This window comes from Streptomyces sp. WELS2 (assembly GCF_013870595.1).
In the GTDB taxonomy this organism is placed as follows: Bacteria; Actinomycetota; Actinomycetes; order Streptomycetales; family Streptomycetaceae; genus Streptomyces.
On sequence record NZ_JACBWZ010000007.1, the window covers coordinates 15,066 to 31,672 of the forward strand.

Annotated in this window: 10 protein-coding genes and 3 pseudogenes; 9 read left to right on the forward strand and 4 right to left on the reverse strand. The window is 69.6% G+C overall.

The window, feature by feature from the left end; all coding sequences use genetic code 11:
- The first annotated feature begins 15 nt into the window (after window positions 1–15).
- Window positions 16–780, forward strand: a complete 765-nt coding sequence (locus tag H5J33_RS37005) for a helix-turn-helix transcriptional regulator (protein WP_258564792.1) — start codon at window positions 16–18, stop codon at window positions 778–780.
- Window positions 781–1,569: 789 nt separating this feature from the next.
- A complete protein-coding gene (locus tag H5J33_RS01120; protein ID WP_181792823.1) occupies window positions 1,570–2,775 on the forward strand; it encodes a right-handed parallel beta-helix repeat-containing protein in 1,206 nt (401 codons plus the stop codon).
- 126 nt (window positions 2,776–2,901) lie between these two features.
- Here H5J33_RS01120 and H5J33_RS01125 read toward each other — a convergent pair.
- Window positions 2,902–3,492: pseudogene (locus tag H5J33_RS01125) on the reverse strand (LysR family transcriptional regulator); the annotation flags it as partial.
- Window positions 3,493–3,732: 240 nt separating this feature from the next.
- On the opposite strand from H5J33_RS01125, the gene H5J33_RS01130 reads away from it, so the two are divergent.
- From H5J33_RS01130 to H5J33_RS01155, 5 genes and pseudogenes are all read left to right on the forward strand, one after another.
- On the forward strand, window positions 3,733–4,038 hold the full coding sequence (locus H5J33_RS01130) for a hypothetical protein (RefSeq protein WP_181792824.1): 306 nt from the start codon (window positions 3,733–3,735) through the stop codon (window positions 4,036–4,038).
- Between the two features lie 174 nt (window positions 4,039–4,212).
- Window positions 4,213–4,893, forward strand: a pseudogene (locus H5J33_RS01135) (dihydroxy-acid dehydratase); the annotation flags it as partial.
- Between the two features lie 517 nt (window positions 4,894–5,410).
- Window positions 5,411–6,640 carry a right-handed parallel beta-helix repeat-containing protein gene (locus H5J33_RS01145; protein ID WP_258564793.1) on the forward strand — a complete coding sequence of 410 codons (1,230 nt, stop codon included), beginning with the start codon at window positions 5,411–5,413 and terminating at the stop codon, window positions 6,638–6,640.
- Window positions 6,641–6,863: 223 nt separating this feature from the next.
- A pseudogene (locus tag H5J33_RS01150) lies at window positions 6,864–8,036 on the forward strand (polysaccharide lyase family 1 protein); the annotation flags it as partial.
- A 129-nt stretch (window positions 8,037–8,165) separates the two neighbouring features.
- Window positions 8,166–8,723: an HNH endonuclease family protein gene (locus H5J33_RS01155; RefSeq protein WP_309485285.1), complete on the forward strand. Its 558-nt coding sequence runs from the start codon at window positions 8,166–8,168 to the stop codon at window positions 8,721–8,723.
- Window positions 8,724–8,961: 238 nt separating this feature from the next.
- Here the strand turns inward: H5J33_RS01155 and H5J33_RS01160 are convergent, their stop codons facing one another.
- Window positions 8,962–9,180, reverse strand: a complete 219-nt coding sequence (locus H5J33_RS01160) for a hypothetical protein (RefSeq protein ID WP_181792829.1) — start codon at window positions 9,178–9,180, stop codon at window positions 8,962–8,964.
- Between the two features lie 613 nt (window positions 9,181–9,793).
- Window positions 9,794–10,228: a hypothetical protein gene (locus tag H5J33_RS01165; protein ID WP_181792831.1), complete on the reverse strand. Its 435-nt coding sequence runs from the start codon at window positions 10,226–10,228 to the stop codon at window positions 9,794–9,796.
- Window positions 10,229–10,561: 333 nt separating this feature from the next.
- On the opposite strand from H5J33_RS01165, the gene H5J33_RS01170 reads away from it, so the two are divergent.
- Window positions 10,562–10,864: a hypothetical protein gene (locus tag H5J33_RS01170; RefSeq protein ID WP_181792833.1), complete on the forward strand. Its 303-nt coding sequence runs from the start codon at window positions 10,562–10,564 to the stop codon at window positions 10,862–10,864.
- A gap of 308 nt (window positions 10,865–11,172) precedes the next feature.
- Entirely contained in the window at window positions 11,173–13,185 is a 2,013-nt protein-coding gene (locus H5J33_RS01175) for a hypothetical protein (protein WP_181792835.1), read from the forward strand.
- 379 nt (window positions 13,186–13,564) lie between these two features.
- Here H5J33_RS01175 and H5J33_RS01180 read toward each other — a convergent pair whose 3' ends face one another.
- A complete protein-coding gene (locus H5J33_RS01180; RefSeq protein ID WP_181792837.1) occupies window positions 13,565–16,087 on the reverse strand; it encodes a DEAD/DEAH box helicase in 2,523 nt (840 codons plus the stop codon).
- Window positions 16,088–16,607 lie beyond the last annotated feature (520 nt).

The window sequence follows — 16,607 nt, forward strand, 5'->3', positions numbered from 1 at the left end:
ACGGGGTGTTCGCCAATGCCGATCGCGCAGCTCGCCGGAGTGAGCGTCGACTACTACACCCGGATGGAACAGGGCCGCGTGCCCAACCCCTCAGGCACGGTACTCGACGCCCTCGCCCGCGCACTGCGGCTGGACGGCGATGCCACGCGGCACCTGCACCGCCTTGCCCGACCGCAGTCCGCCGCCCGGCACGTTCCCCGGCGCCAGGCCCGGCCGCAACGCGTGCGCCCCATGCTCCAGCGGTTGCTGGACGATCTGGTGGGCATGCCGGCGATGGTGATGGGCCGGCGCATGGACATACTGGCCTGGAACACGGCAGCGGCCGCCCTCTTCGGCGACTACGCGGCTCTGGACCGAACCGAGCGCAACATCGCCCGGATCACTTTCCTCAACGAGACGTCCCGGGAACTGTACGCGGACTGGACCTCGTGCGCCCGCGAGAACGTGGCCTACCTCCACCTGGACGCGGGACGGCACCCCGAGGACCCCCGGTTGGCGAGCCTGATCGGCGAACTGTCGATGAAGAGCGAGGACTTCCTCCGCTGGTGGGCTGAACACCCGGTGCAGGACAAGACCTCGGGGACCAAGCGGTTCCGGCATCCGGTGGTCGGCGATCTGGAACTGGCCTACGAGACCCTGCGCGCAGCGGACGACCCTGATCAGGCCTTGATCACGTATGCCGCAGAGCCGGGCAGCCCATCGCACGACGGCCTGCGGATGCTGCTGGCCTGGGCCGCTGAGACACCCTCCGCGAAGCCGGACGACGACCGGGCACGCTGACCTGACCCGGCCTTCCGCGCCAAGGCCCAGCGTGCCCTTCATGAACCTGGTCACCCAGGTCATGACTACCGAGCCCTGCGCAAGCGCCGGACGCGTCTTCTGGGTCGTCGACAACGGCTTCTCTCACCGGAGGGAGAAAGGCCATCGGCCCTCTGACCACTGCGTTGCCGAACGCGGTCATGGCCCATACCCCCGTGCGCGCCCCTCCGGACGAACCAGATCGCTATGCGCGCCGGCAGGTGGCCAAGCTGGGCGCCCCAGCCGCCGACGAACCCGCCACGTACCGCCTGCGACTCGCCGAACCGACGGTCCCCACCGCCGCGACCCCCGTCACCAGCAACTACACGGTGCAGAACGGGGGTGCTGGACCGCACCACCACGAGCGTGGCCGACGCGAAGGGCTTCACCAGCATCGGTTCCCGTCCGCGGACGGCAGCCACCCACCCGTGCGGATCGGGGTCGATCTGGGCGCCGGCCGGGCGATCGGCCCGGTCACGCTCCACCCGCGCACCGACACCGGCGCGGCCGGCGGCGGCACAGGCCGGCTTCCCCGTCGACTTCACGCTCCGGACCCGGGCCGACGGAGCGACCGCCTGTACCCCGTCCGCAGGGTGACAGGGCAAGCCAACCCGAACGGAGCCGCTGACGGCTGTCGTGCTGTGGGCCGGCCATCGCAAGGGCCGGACGTCCTATTGACGCGTTCGGACCGTCATCATACGGTCACGCCGGCGGCGCATAGAAAGCGCTCTCTCGAACGTCTCGTGCCCCAGCCGCACCTGGAGACCAGTCATGCCTCTGACGCCCCCCACACCCTGTGCAGCCCTCTCCGGTCTACTGACCGGGCTGCTCATCCTGTCCACCGGGGCCGGCGCGTACGCCGCCGACAGCCACGTCCAGACCAGCGACCTGTATGTGGCGACCAACGGCAGCGACAGCAACGCGGGAACACTGTCCGCCCCGCTGAAGACGATCCAACGCGCCGTGGACCTGGCTCAACCGGCCACCACGATCCAGATCCGGGGGGGCACTTACGCGCCCACCACGAACATCCAGCTTGTGAAGAACGGTGCGTACGGTCGGCCCATCACCCTGCGCAGCTACGGGGGGGAGCGGGTCGTCATCGACGGCGAGAACATGCCGTACACACCGGGAGCGGCTGGATCGTCCATTCCCCGTGCCCAGCGTGGGGCGGTCCACATCGAGGGCGACTACTGGCGGCTGATCGGCCTGGAGATCATCCACGGTCCGTACGGTGTGTACGCCTCGGACACAAATGGCAACGTGTTCGACCGCCTCGCCACCCGGGACAACTACGAGTCCGGGTTCCAGCTGCAGGGTGCGTCCAGCAACAACCAGATCCTGAACCTGGACAGTTACGGCAACCACGACCCACGCAAGAACGGCGAGAGCGCCGATGGTCTGGCCATCAAGGAAGGCTCCGGCGCCGGCAACGTCGTACGCGGTGCCCGCCTGTGGAACAACTCCGATGACGGCCTTGACTTCTGGAAGTTCGACGGGACGCCCATCCTGGTCGAGGACAGCTTGGCCTGGGGGAACGGATTCAACCGATGGAACCTGACCGACTACCAGGGCGACGGCAACGGCTTCAAGATGGGCGGCAACGGCGTGGCGGCGGACCACACGGTGCACAACAGCATGGCGTGGGGCAACTCCGCCGGCGGCTTCATCGACAATAACAACCCGGGCAAGATGAAGATCGACCACTGCACCGCGTGGCGCAACGGGAAGACGGGGTTCGACTTCAGCCGCTCCTCCAGCACCCTGACGAAGAACTTGGCGATGGCCAACAGCGGCGACGTCTCGCTGGGCACCAAATCCACCGGCAGCGGCAATTCCTGGGACATCGGTGGCACCTGGGCGCCGGCCAGCACGGACGCCGGCACCGTCACCGGCCCGCGGGCGGCTGACGGCTCCATCCCGTCCTCGGCTTTCCTGCGCCCCGGCAGTGGTGCGGACGTCGGGGCGTGGTCCTGAGCCGAGGCGACGACTGGACCCGCAGCCCGGGCGGCGGAGCGTCAGGGAGAGCCGATCGCCGCCGAGTTCGTTGCCTTCCCGCCATACGTAGTCCAGTTCGACCGGTTGCGGTTGCGGCAGTTGCAGGGGCCGGAAGGTGATGCCGCCGTAGCGCATCCGGACCGCGCCCTCGGGTACGAGGGCGATGCCCCAGCCTCCGTTGACCAGGGCCAGCATGCTGTGCACCTGGGTGAGGTACTGGGTGAACACCGGCTGCGCTCCCGCCGTGCGGAAGACGTTGACCAGCAGCTCGTGGAAGTAGCGGGCCTCGATGGGCGAGTACATCAGGAAGTCCTCGCCGGTCAGGTCCTCGACGTGCATGGGCCTGGTGGCGGCGGCCAGCCGGTGTCCGGCGGGCAGTGCCGCCACCAGGCCCTCCCGCACGGCAGGGCGGGAGACGAGGTCCGGTCCCGTGGCCGACGGACGGGCCAGCCCGAGGTCGAGTGAGCCTTCGCCGAGAGCCTCGAGCTGGTCGCGGGTGACGAGTTCGTGCAGGAGGACCTCGACACCCGGCAGTGCCGTCTGCGCGGTTTCCAGGAGGCTGCCGAGGTCGTTCTCCAGCAGCTGGATCTGTCGGCTCAGAGGTGGCTGGGTCATGTTCAGGCGCTCCGCGGCACGCGTGAAATGGAGTTCTTCCGCGACCGCCACAAAGCTCGTCAGCTGGGCCAGCGCGAACATTGATGCTCTCCAGGTATTGCAGCATCCAAAAACAGTGTTGGACGTGAATCATTAGCGACCGTAGCGTCACATTCAGATGGACGCGGGACCGCTCCCCGGCCGACCCCGTCCCGGTCAAGAACCGGCCGCTCCTTCGCACGGCTGACGGACCCCCGTGCTGCCCCGACCCCGCCACTGCGCCAGGACCGGGGCGGTCGCGGTAGCCCCTCAACCAGCGCGATCACGCGAGGAGATGACGTCATGCCCCAGCCCCCGTACTACGAGGTCAACGTCCCCATACGGAGCACCGAGACGCCCACCCTGCGCGGGGTGCACGTCTTCACCGGCTGGGCCGACAGCCGCGACGCTGCCATGAAGGCCGCACACCAGGTCTACAACGCGGCCCGCACCGCGGCAGAGGCCGGGCGCGAGATCCCCCACGGCGGCCCGGACGGCTGGTCGGCCTACGGATACCGGCCCGGCTGGGAGCCCGACTGGCCCGCCGCGAAGGCCGGCCCCTGGAGGAGCCCGTACGGCTGGCTCGCCTCCGGCCCCTCCAAGCCGTAGCTCCGCTCCGGGACAGGCGTTACAGGCATCCAACCGAGCCGCCTGTCCCGGGCCCACCCACCTCGCACGACACGAGAGGGAGATCGCCAGCATGGACCTCGTTCTGTGCACACGGGGCCCTGCCCGCCGGGCCGGTGCTCCCGGGCCACTGGCGCGGCGAGGTACTGGGATCGGGGCGGGCAGCGGTACCTGATGGAGGACTTACACGTCGCCGGCGGCCTGCCCGGCTTCCTCTCCCGCATCCCCGACCTGCTCCACCTGGACCGGCCGACCGTCGCGCACGACACCCTGCGCGAGCAGCTCGCCGGCGCCCGGGTCCACGACGACATGATCCGGCCCCGCGACAACCCGGTGGCGAACGAGGGCGGGGCCGCCGTCCTGCGCGGTAACCTCTGCCCCGACGGCGCGGTCATCAAGCACATCGCCGCAGAGCCGCACCTGCTCGCGCACACCGGCACCGCCGTCGTCTTCGACGACTACCGGACGATGCAGCGCACCATCAACGACCCGGCCCCGGGCATCACCGCCGACAGGGTGCCCGTGCTGCGGGGCGCCGGCCCCAAAGGCGGCCCCGGCATGCCCGAGTACGGCATGCTGTCCGTCCCCGACCACCTGCTCAAGCAGGGCGTGCGCGACATGGTGCGAATCTCCGACGCCTCATGAACGGCACGAGTTACGGCGCCTGCGTGCGGCACGCGGCCCCCGAGTCGTACCTCGGCGGACCGCTCGCCCTGGTGCGCACCGGCGACCCGATCACCCGCGACATCCCAGCCGCACCCCCCGGCTCGACGTGGACGACGACGAGCCGGCGCGCCGCAGGGCCAGTGGACCCCGCCGCCCGTGCGCGACGAACGCCGAACGGAGAACAGTCATGGCCCAAGCCGCAGCCGTGGCAAGACCGCCCGCGCCACCCCGGCGGCGCCCTGCCCCGGCCACGCCGCGCAGGCTCCCCTACCTGCCGATCACCCCGGCCGCCCTGCTCATGCTGGGCTTCATCCACGGGAGTTCATAACTATGAACGCGCCCTTCCGATCAGACTGGCCTGGCACCCTCGCATCGTCCGGAAACCCGCCACGTCACAAGACTTTTAGTGGGCACGGCGTCTACTACCGTGCTGTTCAGCTACATGAATAAAACATAAAGACAGGGCTATTGACGCGACCATGGCAAGCCCCTAGCTTTTCGGCAAGCGCTTTCCCCGAGAGGTGTGCCTGATCCGTCAGGGCCCCGGACGATCCCGGTCCCCGGAGCAGCCCACGGCGGAGCGGACAGGACCGGATGCCGGGCCATGGCGTCCGAGACGCAGCACCACAACGCCCGCTCGCCGGGATCACGGCCACCCGCGCACCCCCACGACCAAGGAGACAGGCACTTGCATTCGAAAGCCGCAGTCGCATCGGCCAGCCTGCTGGCCGGCGCCCTCATCACGCTGTCCGGCAACACGGCGCAGGCCGTTTCCGTTCACGGCCACACCGCGCCCGTCGGAGCGGCCGCCACCGCGACGGCGTCAGGCACCGTTCTTTACGTCGCGCCGGACGGCAAGGACAGCGCGGCCGGAACGCAGTCGGCGCCGACGACGCTCACCTCGGCCATCAGCCGGACCACTCCGGGCGGCGCGATCTACATGCGCGGCGGGACGTACAAGTACGCCTCGACGATCACCATCCCGGCCGGCGACAACGGCACCTCCGGAGCCAGGAGCGTCCTGTCCGCCTACCCGGGCGAGAAGCCGGTGCTGGACTTCTCGGCGCAGAGCGAGAACTCGTCGAACAGGGGGCTTCAGCTGATGGCCGACTACTGGCACCTGTACGGCCTGACGGTCCAGCACGCCGGTGACAACGGCATCTACGTGGGCGGCAGCAACAACATCATCGAGCGCGCGGTGACGGCGTACAACCGCGACACGGGACTCCAACTCGGACGGATCGCCAGCGGCACCCCCCAGTCCAAGTGGCCGTCGAACAACCTCATCGTGAGCTCGGAGTCCCACGACAACAAGGACTCCACCGGCGAGAACGCCGACGGTTTCGCCGCGAAGCTGACCACCGGTACCGGGAACGTCTTCCGCTACGACGTCTCCCACAACAACATCGACGACGGCTGGGACCTGTACACCAAGACGGACACCGGCCCCATCGGCCCGGTCACCATCGAGTACTCACTGGCCTACGACAACGGGACCCTCACCGACGGCACCCAGAACAAGAACGGCGACCGCAACGGTTACAAGCTCGGCGGCTCCGACATCAAGGTCAACCACATCGTCCGGCACAACGTGGCTTACCACAACGGCCATCACGGCTTCACCTACAACAGCAACCCCGGCACGATGGCCATCTCGAACAATGCCAGCGTCAACAACGGCGTCCGCAACTTCGCCTTCGACGAGGGCACTTCGGTGTTCCGTAACAACACCTCGTGCCGCACCAGCAGCGGGACGAACGACAAGATCAGCACCGGTGCCGACACCGACGCCTCGAACCAGTTCTGGCTCGGCTCGAACGGGGCGCGCTGCTCCTCCTACACCGGAGCCCTGGACTGGTCCCTCGCCTCCGACGGCCACCTGGTCGTCAGCTTCGGCGGCAAGGCGGTCACACCGTAACCGACGCGGTCGCCCGGGGCCGGCACAGGGGCCGTCCCCGGCGTCGCCCGCCGGTATGGCCACACGCGTCCCGGACGACGTGTCCCGTGCCGCTGCGACCCTCCGGCCTCGCGGCGGCACCCCCACTCCAGACCCAGGTCAGGCGCCCTCCGTGTGTCGGCTGCGCAGCGAGACGGCCAGCACACGTGACATCCGGCGTCGAAAACTACCTAAGGAGACGAGGATGAGCAGACCGGATATGTCCCGGATCCATGCGACGCTGGCCACGATGGCCCTCGTGCTCGCGGCCGGCGCGGTCGTGTCGGCGCCCGAGGCATCGGCGGCGACCGGCGCCGTTTCCGGCTACGCCAGCCAGAACGGCGGCACGACCGGTGGCGCGGGCGGACAGACGGTGCGGGCCACCACGGGAACCGCGATCAACGCGGCACTGTGCAACCGGGCCAGCAGCAGCACCCCGATCGTCATCGAGGTCGAGGGAACCATCGACCACGGCAACACCAGCAGGGTGTCCGGCAAGAGCTGCAGCACCGCCGACGACGTGATCGACCTCAAACAGGTCAGCAACGTCACCCTCGTCGGCGTCGGCAGCGGAGCCGTCTTCGACCAACTCGGCATCCATGTCCGCGAATCCGGCAACATCATCATCCAGAACGTCACCGTCCGCAACGTCAAGAAGTCCGGCTCCCCGCTTTCCAACGGCGGAGACGCCATCGGCATGGAGAAGGACGTGCACAACGTCTGGGTCGACCACGCGACCCTGGAGGCGTCAGGTGGGGAGAAGGAGGGGTATGACAGCCTCTTCGACCTGAAGAACAACACCCGGTATGTGACGCTGTCCTACAGCGTCCTGCGCAACTCCGGCCGCGGCGGTCTCGTCGGCCACAGCGACAGCGACCTCACGAGCACCTTCATCACGTACCACCACAACCGGTACGAGAACCTGGACTCCCGCGCACCCCTGCTGCGCGGCGGCACGGCCCACATCTACAACAACTACTACGTCAACCTGCACGAGTCGGGGATCAACTCCCGGGCCGGAGCGCGAGCCAAGGTGGACAACAACTACTTCGAGGACTCCAAGGACGTCCTGGGCACCTTCTACACCGACAAGGCCGGCTACTGGCAGGTCAGCGGCAACATCTACGACAACGTGACATGGTCCGCCCCCGGCAGTGAGAACCACCCCGCCGGCCCCGCCCCGCAGTCCAACACGACCATCACCGTCCCCTACTCCTACGACCTCGACGCGCCCGACTGCGTGCGGAGCATCGTGAGCCGGACGGCCGGCGCCGGCAAAGGACTGCTGACGTCCAACGGCAGTTGCTGACCACACACGCCTGCAGCGTCCGCGACTCCCGGCAGCCGGGCGCGCCCCTCCCCGTCCTCGACGGTCCCGCCTGCATGAGGTCCTCACGCAGCCCGCGTGGCCTGGACGCGGCCGGACCTGTTTGCCGACCACCCAGGCCCGAGTCCCGGCCGGCCCCACGTCCCACGGGGGCCGGCCGGGACCGCTGTGCGTCCACGCGTGTGCGATCTGCCGTCCGGTGACCGTCAGGCGCGCTGCCACGGGATGGGCTACGAGCGCTCCAAGTTCAGGCACTGGATCGACACCGACACATACGGCCGGGGAAACCCGCGCCGAGGTCCTCAAAACGGAAACCGTCAGCCCGCCCGAAGAGGGGCCGCGCTGCCCCGGAGCGGTGGCGAGTGGTACTCGCCCTACGACGACCGCTACATCCAGGGCCCGCGCGGTCTGGACATCGATCACCTGGTCCCGCTCGCCGAGGCCTGGGACTCCGGCGCCTCCGCCTGGTCGCCGGCGGAGCGGCAGGCCTACGCCAACGACCCTGGCGACGCGAGGGCGTTGATCGCGGTGTCGGCCGCGTCGAACCGGTCGAAGGCGGACCAGGACCCGGCGACGTGGCTGCCGCCGGCCGCCGGCTCCCGCTGTCAGTACGTCACCGACTGGGTCGCCGACAAGACGCGCTGGGACCTGAGCATCGACACCAGCGAGGAAGCCGCTCTGTCCCAGATCCTCAGCCACTGCCCCAACACGCCGGTCACCGTCACCCTCGCCCGGTAGGGCCCGGCCGTGCGGCGACGGCGCCGGTATCACCGACCGCACTGGACGACTCACAGAGGCTCAGCGGCGCATCAGCCTCCCCAGCCGCGCCCGACGTCGCAGCGGCGGCAACGGCCGGGCAGGACGGCTCCTGCCCGGCCGTTATGGCTGCGCACCGATCCGCGGCAGCGCGTGCCACAGGGCTGACGTCCGAGCCGCGGCAGCGGCCGGACAGGGTGGACCCGTCCGGCCGTGGCGGCTACTCCCAGGGCTTCGGTAGCGCGTGCCACAGGGCTCTGAGCCAGTCGGGCGGGTTGGTGAGGAACTTGTCCACCAGCCGGTCGGTGATCCAGCGGGCGGCGCCCTGAGCGGCGCCTTGGCCTATCGCGGCGGGCAGGCCGGCACTCACGGCGGGCTGCTGCGGGACGGGCGCGGGGTCAGGCGGCTGGACGGGCGCGGGAACGTTGTCCCGGGTCATGATGCTGCTCCCTTGAGCAGAGGGTTCGAGGACAGCGGACACCTGTGGTGGTGTCGTCCGCGTGGGGGTGGTGCGCGCCTCGCGGTCGGCGGTCCTGCTGCGGCTCTCTGCTGTGGAGCGTCCCTGTGGGGGCGTCGCCCTGGCCCAGGGTGGCGTCGTGTTCAGCGTAGCGGCGATCGGCGCGGGTATTGCCCCGGGTGTCTGTCGGGTGGTCATCGGTATTGCCTCCGGCGTGAGTTCGACTTGGCGGGCGGGACAGTGACAGGACTCAGGTGCTTGCGTCTTGTTGTCGTGTTGGGAACGGCTTCTTCACCCCCTGGTGTCGAAAGCCGTCGCCCGGACAGCAGCGACCGGGACGAAAGTTCTGCAGGGTTCGAGCACGTCGAAGGCCCGGACCACGTGGTCCGGGCCTTGGGCCTAGAGCGTCGTGTGCCCTCCTACACTGGTAATGGGGGAAATCGAGCCGGATGTTTGGGTCGGGCGCCGACTTTCTATGCCTGGCGCTGGCCGGTTGGAGCAGCCCTGCTCGGTTGTGGCTCGGCTTCGGCTGACCCGACGACAGCGGGGCCGGACAGGATCACCCTGCCCGGCCCCGCTGCTGGTTCCCGGCTGCTCACCGGCTGAGGCGGATACGCGGCCCCCACACGAACTCGAGGTCGTCCAGGAAGACGGTCTCCAGCTCCTCCTCCCACCGGCCGCGCAGGAGGAACGGCACGGCCTCCATCCGCTCCAGGATGACCAGGGTCTCGGGCTGTCCGACCAGCGCGTACCGGCCGTGCGAGGCGGGCCTGCTGCCCGGCCCGTGCGTGCGCAGCATCTCCTCCAGGCGGGCGCGGTGCTGCTCCACGAACGCCTCCAGGCGCTCGATGTACCCCTCGCGTTCCTCGGGGCGCACCGCGCTCAGAGCGACGTCCAGGAAGTCACCGCCGTCCGGCCAGTGCCGCACGCCTGGTGCGGCCACGGCCCACGGGAAGTGTTCCGCGGCCGCCAGGACGTCCTTCGCCTCCAGCGGTGGAACTGGGGCCGGGGCGGGGTCCGGTTCCTCCACCGGAGTCTCCTGGGGCGGGGGAGTCGGGCCGCTGAAGGTGGGCGGCCAACATGGCGCTGGACGCGGCGCGGCCCCGTCTCAGCCGACCAGGACGAGGACGAGTGGGCCGAGGCGGGCAGGTCAGGGCGTGGCTGGGTGCCAGGCCGCGTCAGGCCACGGTGGCCTTGTCTCGTGCAGTTGCACGGAGACATCCGGCCAGAGGAGTGGCCAGTTCCCTTCCGGAATGGATCTTCAGCTCCCGTAAGGGGTCTGCCCTGACAGACTCCGTTCCACGCCGGGCCGGCATGTATGTCTGCCTCATGGTTCGTCCTCTGCTGTCAACGAAGGAGAAGCATGGAAATCCGCGATGTCACGTCCGAGACCGCTGGGTCGACGGGTGTACTGAAGGTGCGTGAGGTTCCCGCCGCCGTCGAGGCGCGTGAGGCGCTGCTCGCCGCGATCGCGCAGGAGGCCAGGACAGTGGTGGACAAGCACCCGGGTGAGGCCGCTCCTGCCCTCGTTCAGCTCGCGCAGGCTTACGCGGCTCTGTCCACCACCAGCGTGCCCGTCTCCACTGACGGAAGCAGTGCCGTGGCGCCCGTACAGGGCCGGGCCAGCGGTCACCAGGTCGGGCTCTGCCTGGAGTTGGAGCCCTGATCTGACGGCAGTTCCCCGGCCGTCTCCCGGGGCCTGCTGCCGGCCGGCATCGCGTCCGCGGAGGGGGCCGGAAGATCTTCCCAGAAGGGCGAGGGCTGCGCCTGGGGCTGCCGAGGGCCCCGGCGCGGCCTTGCGCGGCCGGCCAGAAGACCCCAGCTTGCCGTGGGCATCGCGTGAGAGCTACCAGGAGCGCGAGAGGGCGGTTTGAGCCTTTTTTCAATTATGGGGTTTTTCCTGCTTGCCGAGAGCGTAGGTAGCGGCTTGCCGGGGCCATCGGGGCCATGGCGCATACGTGAAAGGATGTTCGGTTGGCGGACAAGGTGAGGTCGACGGAGCAGGACCGGCTGCAGCGGCTGGGGAGCCTGCTGTCGGGGTCACGGGCCCAGCAGGGCGGGGCGGGCCGGGCACTGGGCCAGGGCGGCGCGTACAGCAATCTGCTGCTGGGGGTGATGCTGCACGGGGCGGAGCGGGTGCGGCAGGGCAAGACGCCCACTGATCTCGAGCGGCCGCTGCTGGATGCGTTGCGCACGGTGGTGTCTGAGGCCGAGTTGAAGCAGTGGGGGCAGACGTACCGGGGGCTGGTCGATGCCCAGGGGCGGCTGGCGATGGTGCCGGAGCGGATCACGCGACTGCCGGTGAGCCAGGGCTACAGCATGGCGGACCTGAAGCAGGACATCGTCCCGCTTGTGACGGAGGCGCTGGCGTCACCGAACGTGCAGATCGTCGACCCGTTCGCGGCAGCGGCCGGACGACCTGAGGACCCGGCCTTCATCTCCGCCATGCAGCAGACGCGTATCGCGGTGACCGCCTACGCGAAGCCTCCACGATTCACGGGAGCCGCAACGGCCGGCGCAGAGCAGACGGCAGAGACGGCCGGCGTCGACGAGCCCGACGAGAGCCGGGCGACGCCCGAGTCGTTCCAGGTGGACCTGAAGATGAAGAGCTTCTACGTGGAGCGGGCCGTAGGAGACGCGGGAGGCGGCAAGGACGAGATCTACTGGACCGCCTCCACGGCCACCGGCGCAGCGGGCAGGCCCTACGTTTCGCAGGAGTTCGGCTCCGTAGTCAAGGGCCAGACCCGCACGTTCGGCTCCCCCGACGTCTTCTTCTCAGGACGCACCGCGGGGCTGGTGGGAACGCACATCTCGGTCTGGGAGGCCGACCAGAGCAACGAGGGATGGTGGAACGCGCTGAAGAACGCGCTGAACACCGCCGTCGACCTCATCGACGGCAAACTGGACCAGCTGGGCTTGATCGACGACGTGTTCGGCGGCCTGGAAGTACCCCTGTGGGCGACGCTCGCCTGGGAGGTGGCCAAGACATTCATCGCCACCCTGGACATCTTCCGGAACTTCGACGACCTGTCCTGCTCCCGTTTCATCGGGCTCAACCGACAAGACCTGGCCGTCCTCTCCCGCCGCGGCGAGACGACCTGGGCCTTCAACGGCGACGGGTACCACACCCTGACGGTGCAGTGGGCGAACAACACCGTCGTCCCGTTCCCTGTCGGAACGCTCGAATGCGTGGAACGCAGCGGAATCAGCTGGGGCGCACCGGTGCCCCTGGGCTGGAAGAGCATCACACCTCCGGCCCTCGCCAGCTACAAGAACCAGCTGTACGTCGCCTTCGTCGCCGAGGACCAACGCGTCATGTGGAGCCGCCTGGAGGCGACCGGCTGGAGAAAGCCGGAGCAGGTGGGCGGCGATCACAGCTACCACGCCCCCGCCCTGGCCGCCGTCGGCAGCAAGCTGTTCTACGCCGTCACCGGCCGGAACGGCGGCGTGTACTGGCGCACCTTCGACGGGGCCTGGTCGAACGTCACCAAACTCGGCGACTACGCGGCATCGGTCGCGCCGTCCCTCGCGGACCACAACGGCCAGGCGTGGCTGACACACGTCGGCGGCGGCGACAGCAAGCTCTACCTCACCATCCACTCCGGCAGCGGGTGGGGCAACTGGATCATCGACAACGTCGGATGGCTCACGGAAAAGCCCCTCGGCTCCGCCTCCGCCTCCGGAACGTGCCGGCGGGCAGTCACCGGAGCCGACCGCAAGGCGTACTTCAGTTCCAGCACCAACGGCACCCAGTGGACCACCCGCCATGTCAAGGACTGGAAGACGGCACACGGGCCGGCCCTCACACGCCATGAAGCCTCATTCTGGTACTTCCAACGCGATCTGGACGGCAAACTGCGGTACGCGAGACTCCTCGACGGACAGAACGACTGGACCGGCTTGTTCACCGTTCCCAAGGCTCTTCCTCAGGACGAGCCGGCCGCAGCCCCCCACAACCGCAAGCTCTACGTGATGTACCGACGCTGATCCCGCCCGCCGGGCTGCAGTAGGCGGTCATCGGCACGCCGAGCACGCAGCTCGCACAAATCGTGCCCGGGCGCCGGGCCGGATGAGCCAGCCGGAAGGCTGGCCGAGGCCGCCGACGTCAGACGGCCCCCTCGGGTGGACGGCCCCGCACCGTCCACCCGTTGCCCAGGGATTGATCTCCGGCCAGGCGACTGGGCCCGACAGGGGCCAGCCCCCTGTCGGCCACACTTCTCCGGCCTCGGTACTGGTGGGCTCCGCGCCCACGTCCCGGTGAAGCGGACCTGGTCGGCCGTCCAGTCGCCCAGCCGCTGCCACGGGCGCAGCCGCCCGAGCAGATAGCCGGCCGCGAGCGCGACGGCCGCGATGACGACGACGCCCATCACGACCACCGCATCCCGATCGCGGACAGCAGCTCCACCCGCTGCGGGGTCAGCGTCGCGGCCCGGCTGCGCTGGTTGCTGATCCACGCTCCGAGCCGGAGCTCCCGCTCCTCCTGGTCCTCGCCGACGATCCGTTCGATGTGCTTCCTCGGCACCCGCAGGTGCCCCTCGCGTTCGTAGAACTGCTTGGCGGCGGCGTAGTTCATGGCCCATTTGTCGGCCTGTGTACGGCGCGGGGGTGGTTTCTCGTCCTCGGCCGCGGGTGTGATCCCGAGGACCTGCTCGCACATCCACTGCTGCGCGGTCGTCAGGTTGTCCCAGCCGAGCCGGACCGAGCGCACCCACCGCCCGAGGTCCTCGCCCTGGTGCACGACGTCGCCGGGCTCGGTGGGCAGGGGGTGGCCTGCCTCCAGGTGGAGCCGGACGAGGTGGAAGCAGCGCTGCCACCCCACCGGCCAGCTCGGGCACCAAGACGGGTCGATGTCCTCCAGCTGCTCGCGCCGCTCCTCCGACAGCGCCCCGGCCGGCGACTCCACCGGCAGGCCCTCGGCACGCTGCTGCTCGATCTCGGCCGCTTTGCGGGCGGCGGCCCGCGCGTTCTTCAGCCAGATGCCTACCTTGTAGCCCTGGAAGGTGGCGTCCAGCGGGGCCAGCAGGTGGCCCGCCTCGGCCGCCCACCCGCGCGCCGCCGCGAGACCTTCCTCCCACGCGACGTCGAAGTGCGACCACACCATGCCCAGCTTCTCCAACTGCTCGACGCGGTCCTCGTCCATGTCGCCGCGGGCGTAGAACCGCCTGGCGTCGGCGATCCACTGTCCGAGCGGGAAGTTCGCGAGGGAGGCCGGCCACCCCTCGGCCTCCACCGCCTGGCCCTCGCCGCCGGGCACCCGGTACGTGAACGGGACCTTGAGGTCGCCGTGGAGCCGGTTGTAGATGACGGCGGCCTCGATGCCGCGCCGCCAGTGCTCGTGCTCGGAGTTGATGACCCGCAGGTTGATGAACGCCGCGAGCTGCGCCGGGTCACGCGGCACGGAGAACTTCAGCAGCTGCCGCGCCGGGACCGACGGGCCGCCGGATCCGTTGCCTTCGCCCTGGCCCTGCTGGCCCCCGCCGCTGCGGCTCTGAGCGCCCCTCACGCGGCTTGGCGCCTGCGGCTCGGCGAGCTGCTCTACCACCCGGGCGTCGTGCGCCCTGAGCGCTTCCAGCAGCTTCGCCAACCCGCCGAACGCCCTGGAGGTCAGCATGTTGTCCGCCGTCTCGCCCGGCCCGAGCAGGACCGGCACCACGAGCGAGGCGACCTTGCCCTCGCCCGGCTGCATCCGCAGCGCGCGGCCCACGGCCTGGACGAGGTCGGGCATCGAGCCGCGCACATCCGCCCAGTAGACGGAGTCGCAGTTCTTGGTGTCGACCCCCTCGCCCAGCACCTTTACCGAACCCAGGAAGCCCTTCTCCACCACCGTGCCGTCCGTGGCGATCCCGGACGCGAACTCCCCGAGGACCCGGCGCCGGTGGCCCGGCTTGTGGTCGCCGCACAGCCAGTCCGCCCAGATCGTGCGCGGGTACAGCTCGGGGGCGGCGGCGTGCAGCCGCTCGGCGACGTCGGGGAGGCCGGCCGCGAACGCCTCGGCCTCGCGGACCTGGTGGTGGAAGACGAGCGTCCTGCGGAAGTTCTCCTCTGAGGACGCCTTGAGCAGGGCAGTCTGGAGAGCGGCGAGCCGGGCCCCGCGGACCTCGTCCGAGCGGCCCTCAGCGCCCAGGAGCTGCGCGGCCTGGAGCTGAGTGTCGGTGACGTCTACGCACACCACCTGGTAGGGGGCACAGATTCCCCGGTCGATGGCCTCCGAGAGGGTCAGGGTGAAGCAGCGGCTGCCAAAGGGGCCCTCGGGGTCGTCTTCCATGCTCGCCACCAGCTCACCCGGCGCGCCCTCGGCATCCTCGTCCAGCTGCCACAGGCGAGGCGTGGCGGTCATGTACAGGCGACGCAAGGACGGGATGCGGGTGTTGTCGTGGACGACCGCCCAGGGCTTGCCCAGCCGACCCGACGTCCGGTGCGCCTCATCGACCACGATCAGGTCCCAGCCCGGAAGGCCGGCCTTGTGCGCGCGCTCCAGCGTGCCGAGCCCGAGGGAGGCGTACGTGGCGAACACGGTGACCTTGTCGAACGGCCGCACCCAGTCGACCAGTTCCTCCACGTCCGTGGTGTTGGGGAAGGCTACGTCCTCGCCCCGCAGGGACGAGACCCCGATCATCGGGCCCGTGCGGCCGGCCTCGCGCCACGCGGCCTCGGTCTGGGTGAGCAGGTCCAATGAGGGGACGAGCACCAGCACACGTCCCGCACGGAGCTTCTCCGCGCTGCGGGCCGCGACCCGGGTCTTGCCGGACCCGGTCGCCATGATCACCTGAGTTCGGAGCCCCCTCTCGGGCGCAAGCGATCTTGCAGGCAATTCGAGGGCACGGACCACCGCGTCAACGGCTTCCTGCTGCGCCGCCTCACGCTGATCGGTTCGGCTTGTGGTCGACATATCCGTCTGCCTTCTCCTGGGCTCTTGGCTGGGCAGGAAACGGGAAAGCTGCACGTAGAAGGCGTGCGACTGGCTACGGTAGACCTCACCGGAACCGGGTCACCGCCTCGGACCAGTAGCGGGGGAGCGCGATCGGAAACCGGTCCGGATCCCTCAGTGGTGCTGCTATCTGAGTCCCGAGTCTATCTCGTATATCAAAGTGAAGCACTCACAACCGAAAAAGTCCCTCGAACGTGGCTGAATTCTGTTACCGTTGCCTTATGGCCACCCCCGGAGGCAGCCTGACGGCCGGTCAACCCGCCCCCGCGCACCCCGGTTCGGCCTGTCACTCTCCCGACTACCCGTCACCCCTCCCTCCCCTTGCAGCTGCTCGGGCCGTGAGGCCCGTGGGCGTGCCGCGCGGAGCGTGGCACGCCTTGCCTGTAGGGGAGTTGGGGGCGCGTCTTGTGTGGCTGGAGCGCAGCGGAGGCCACGGGTCGGCCGGAGGCTGGCCCTGGCCCGCAACGCGGGCCGGATGCCC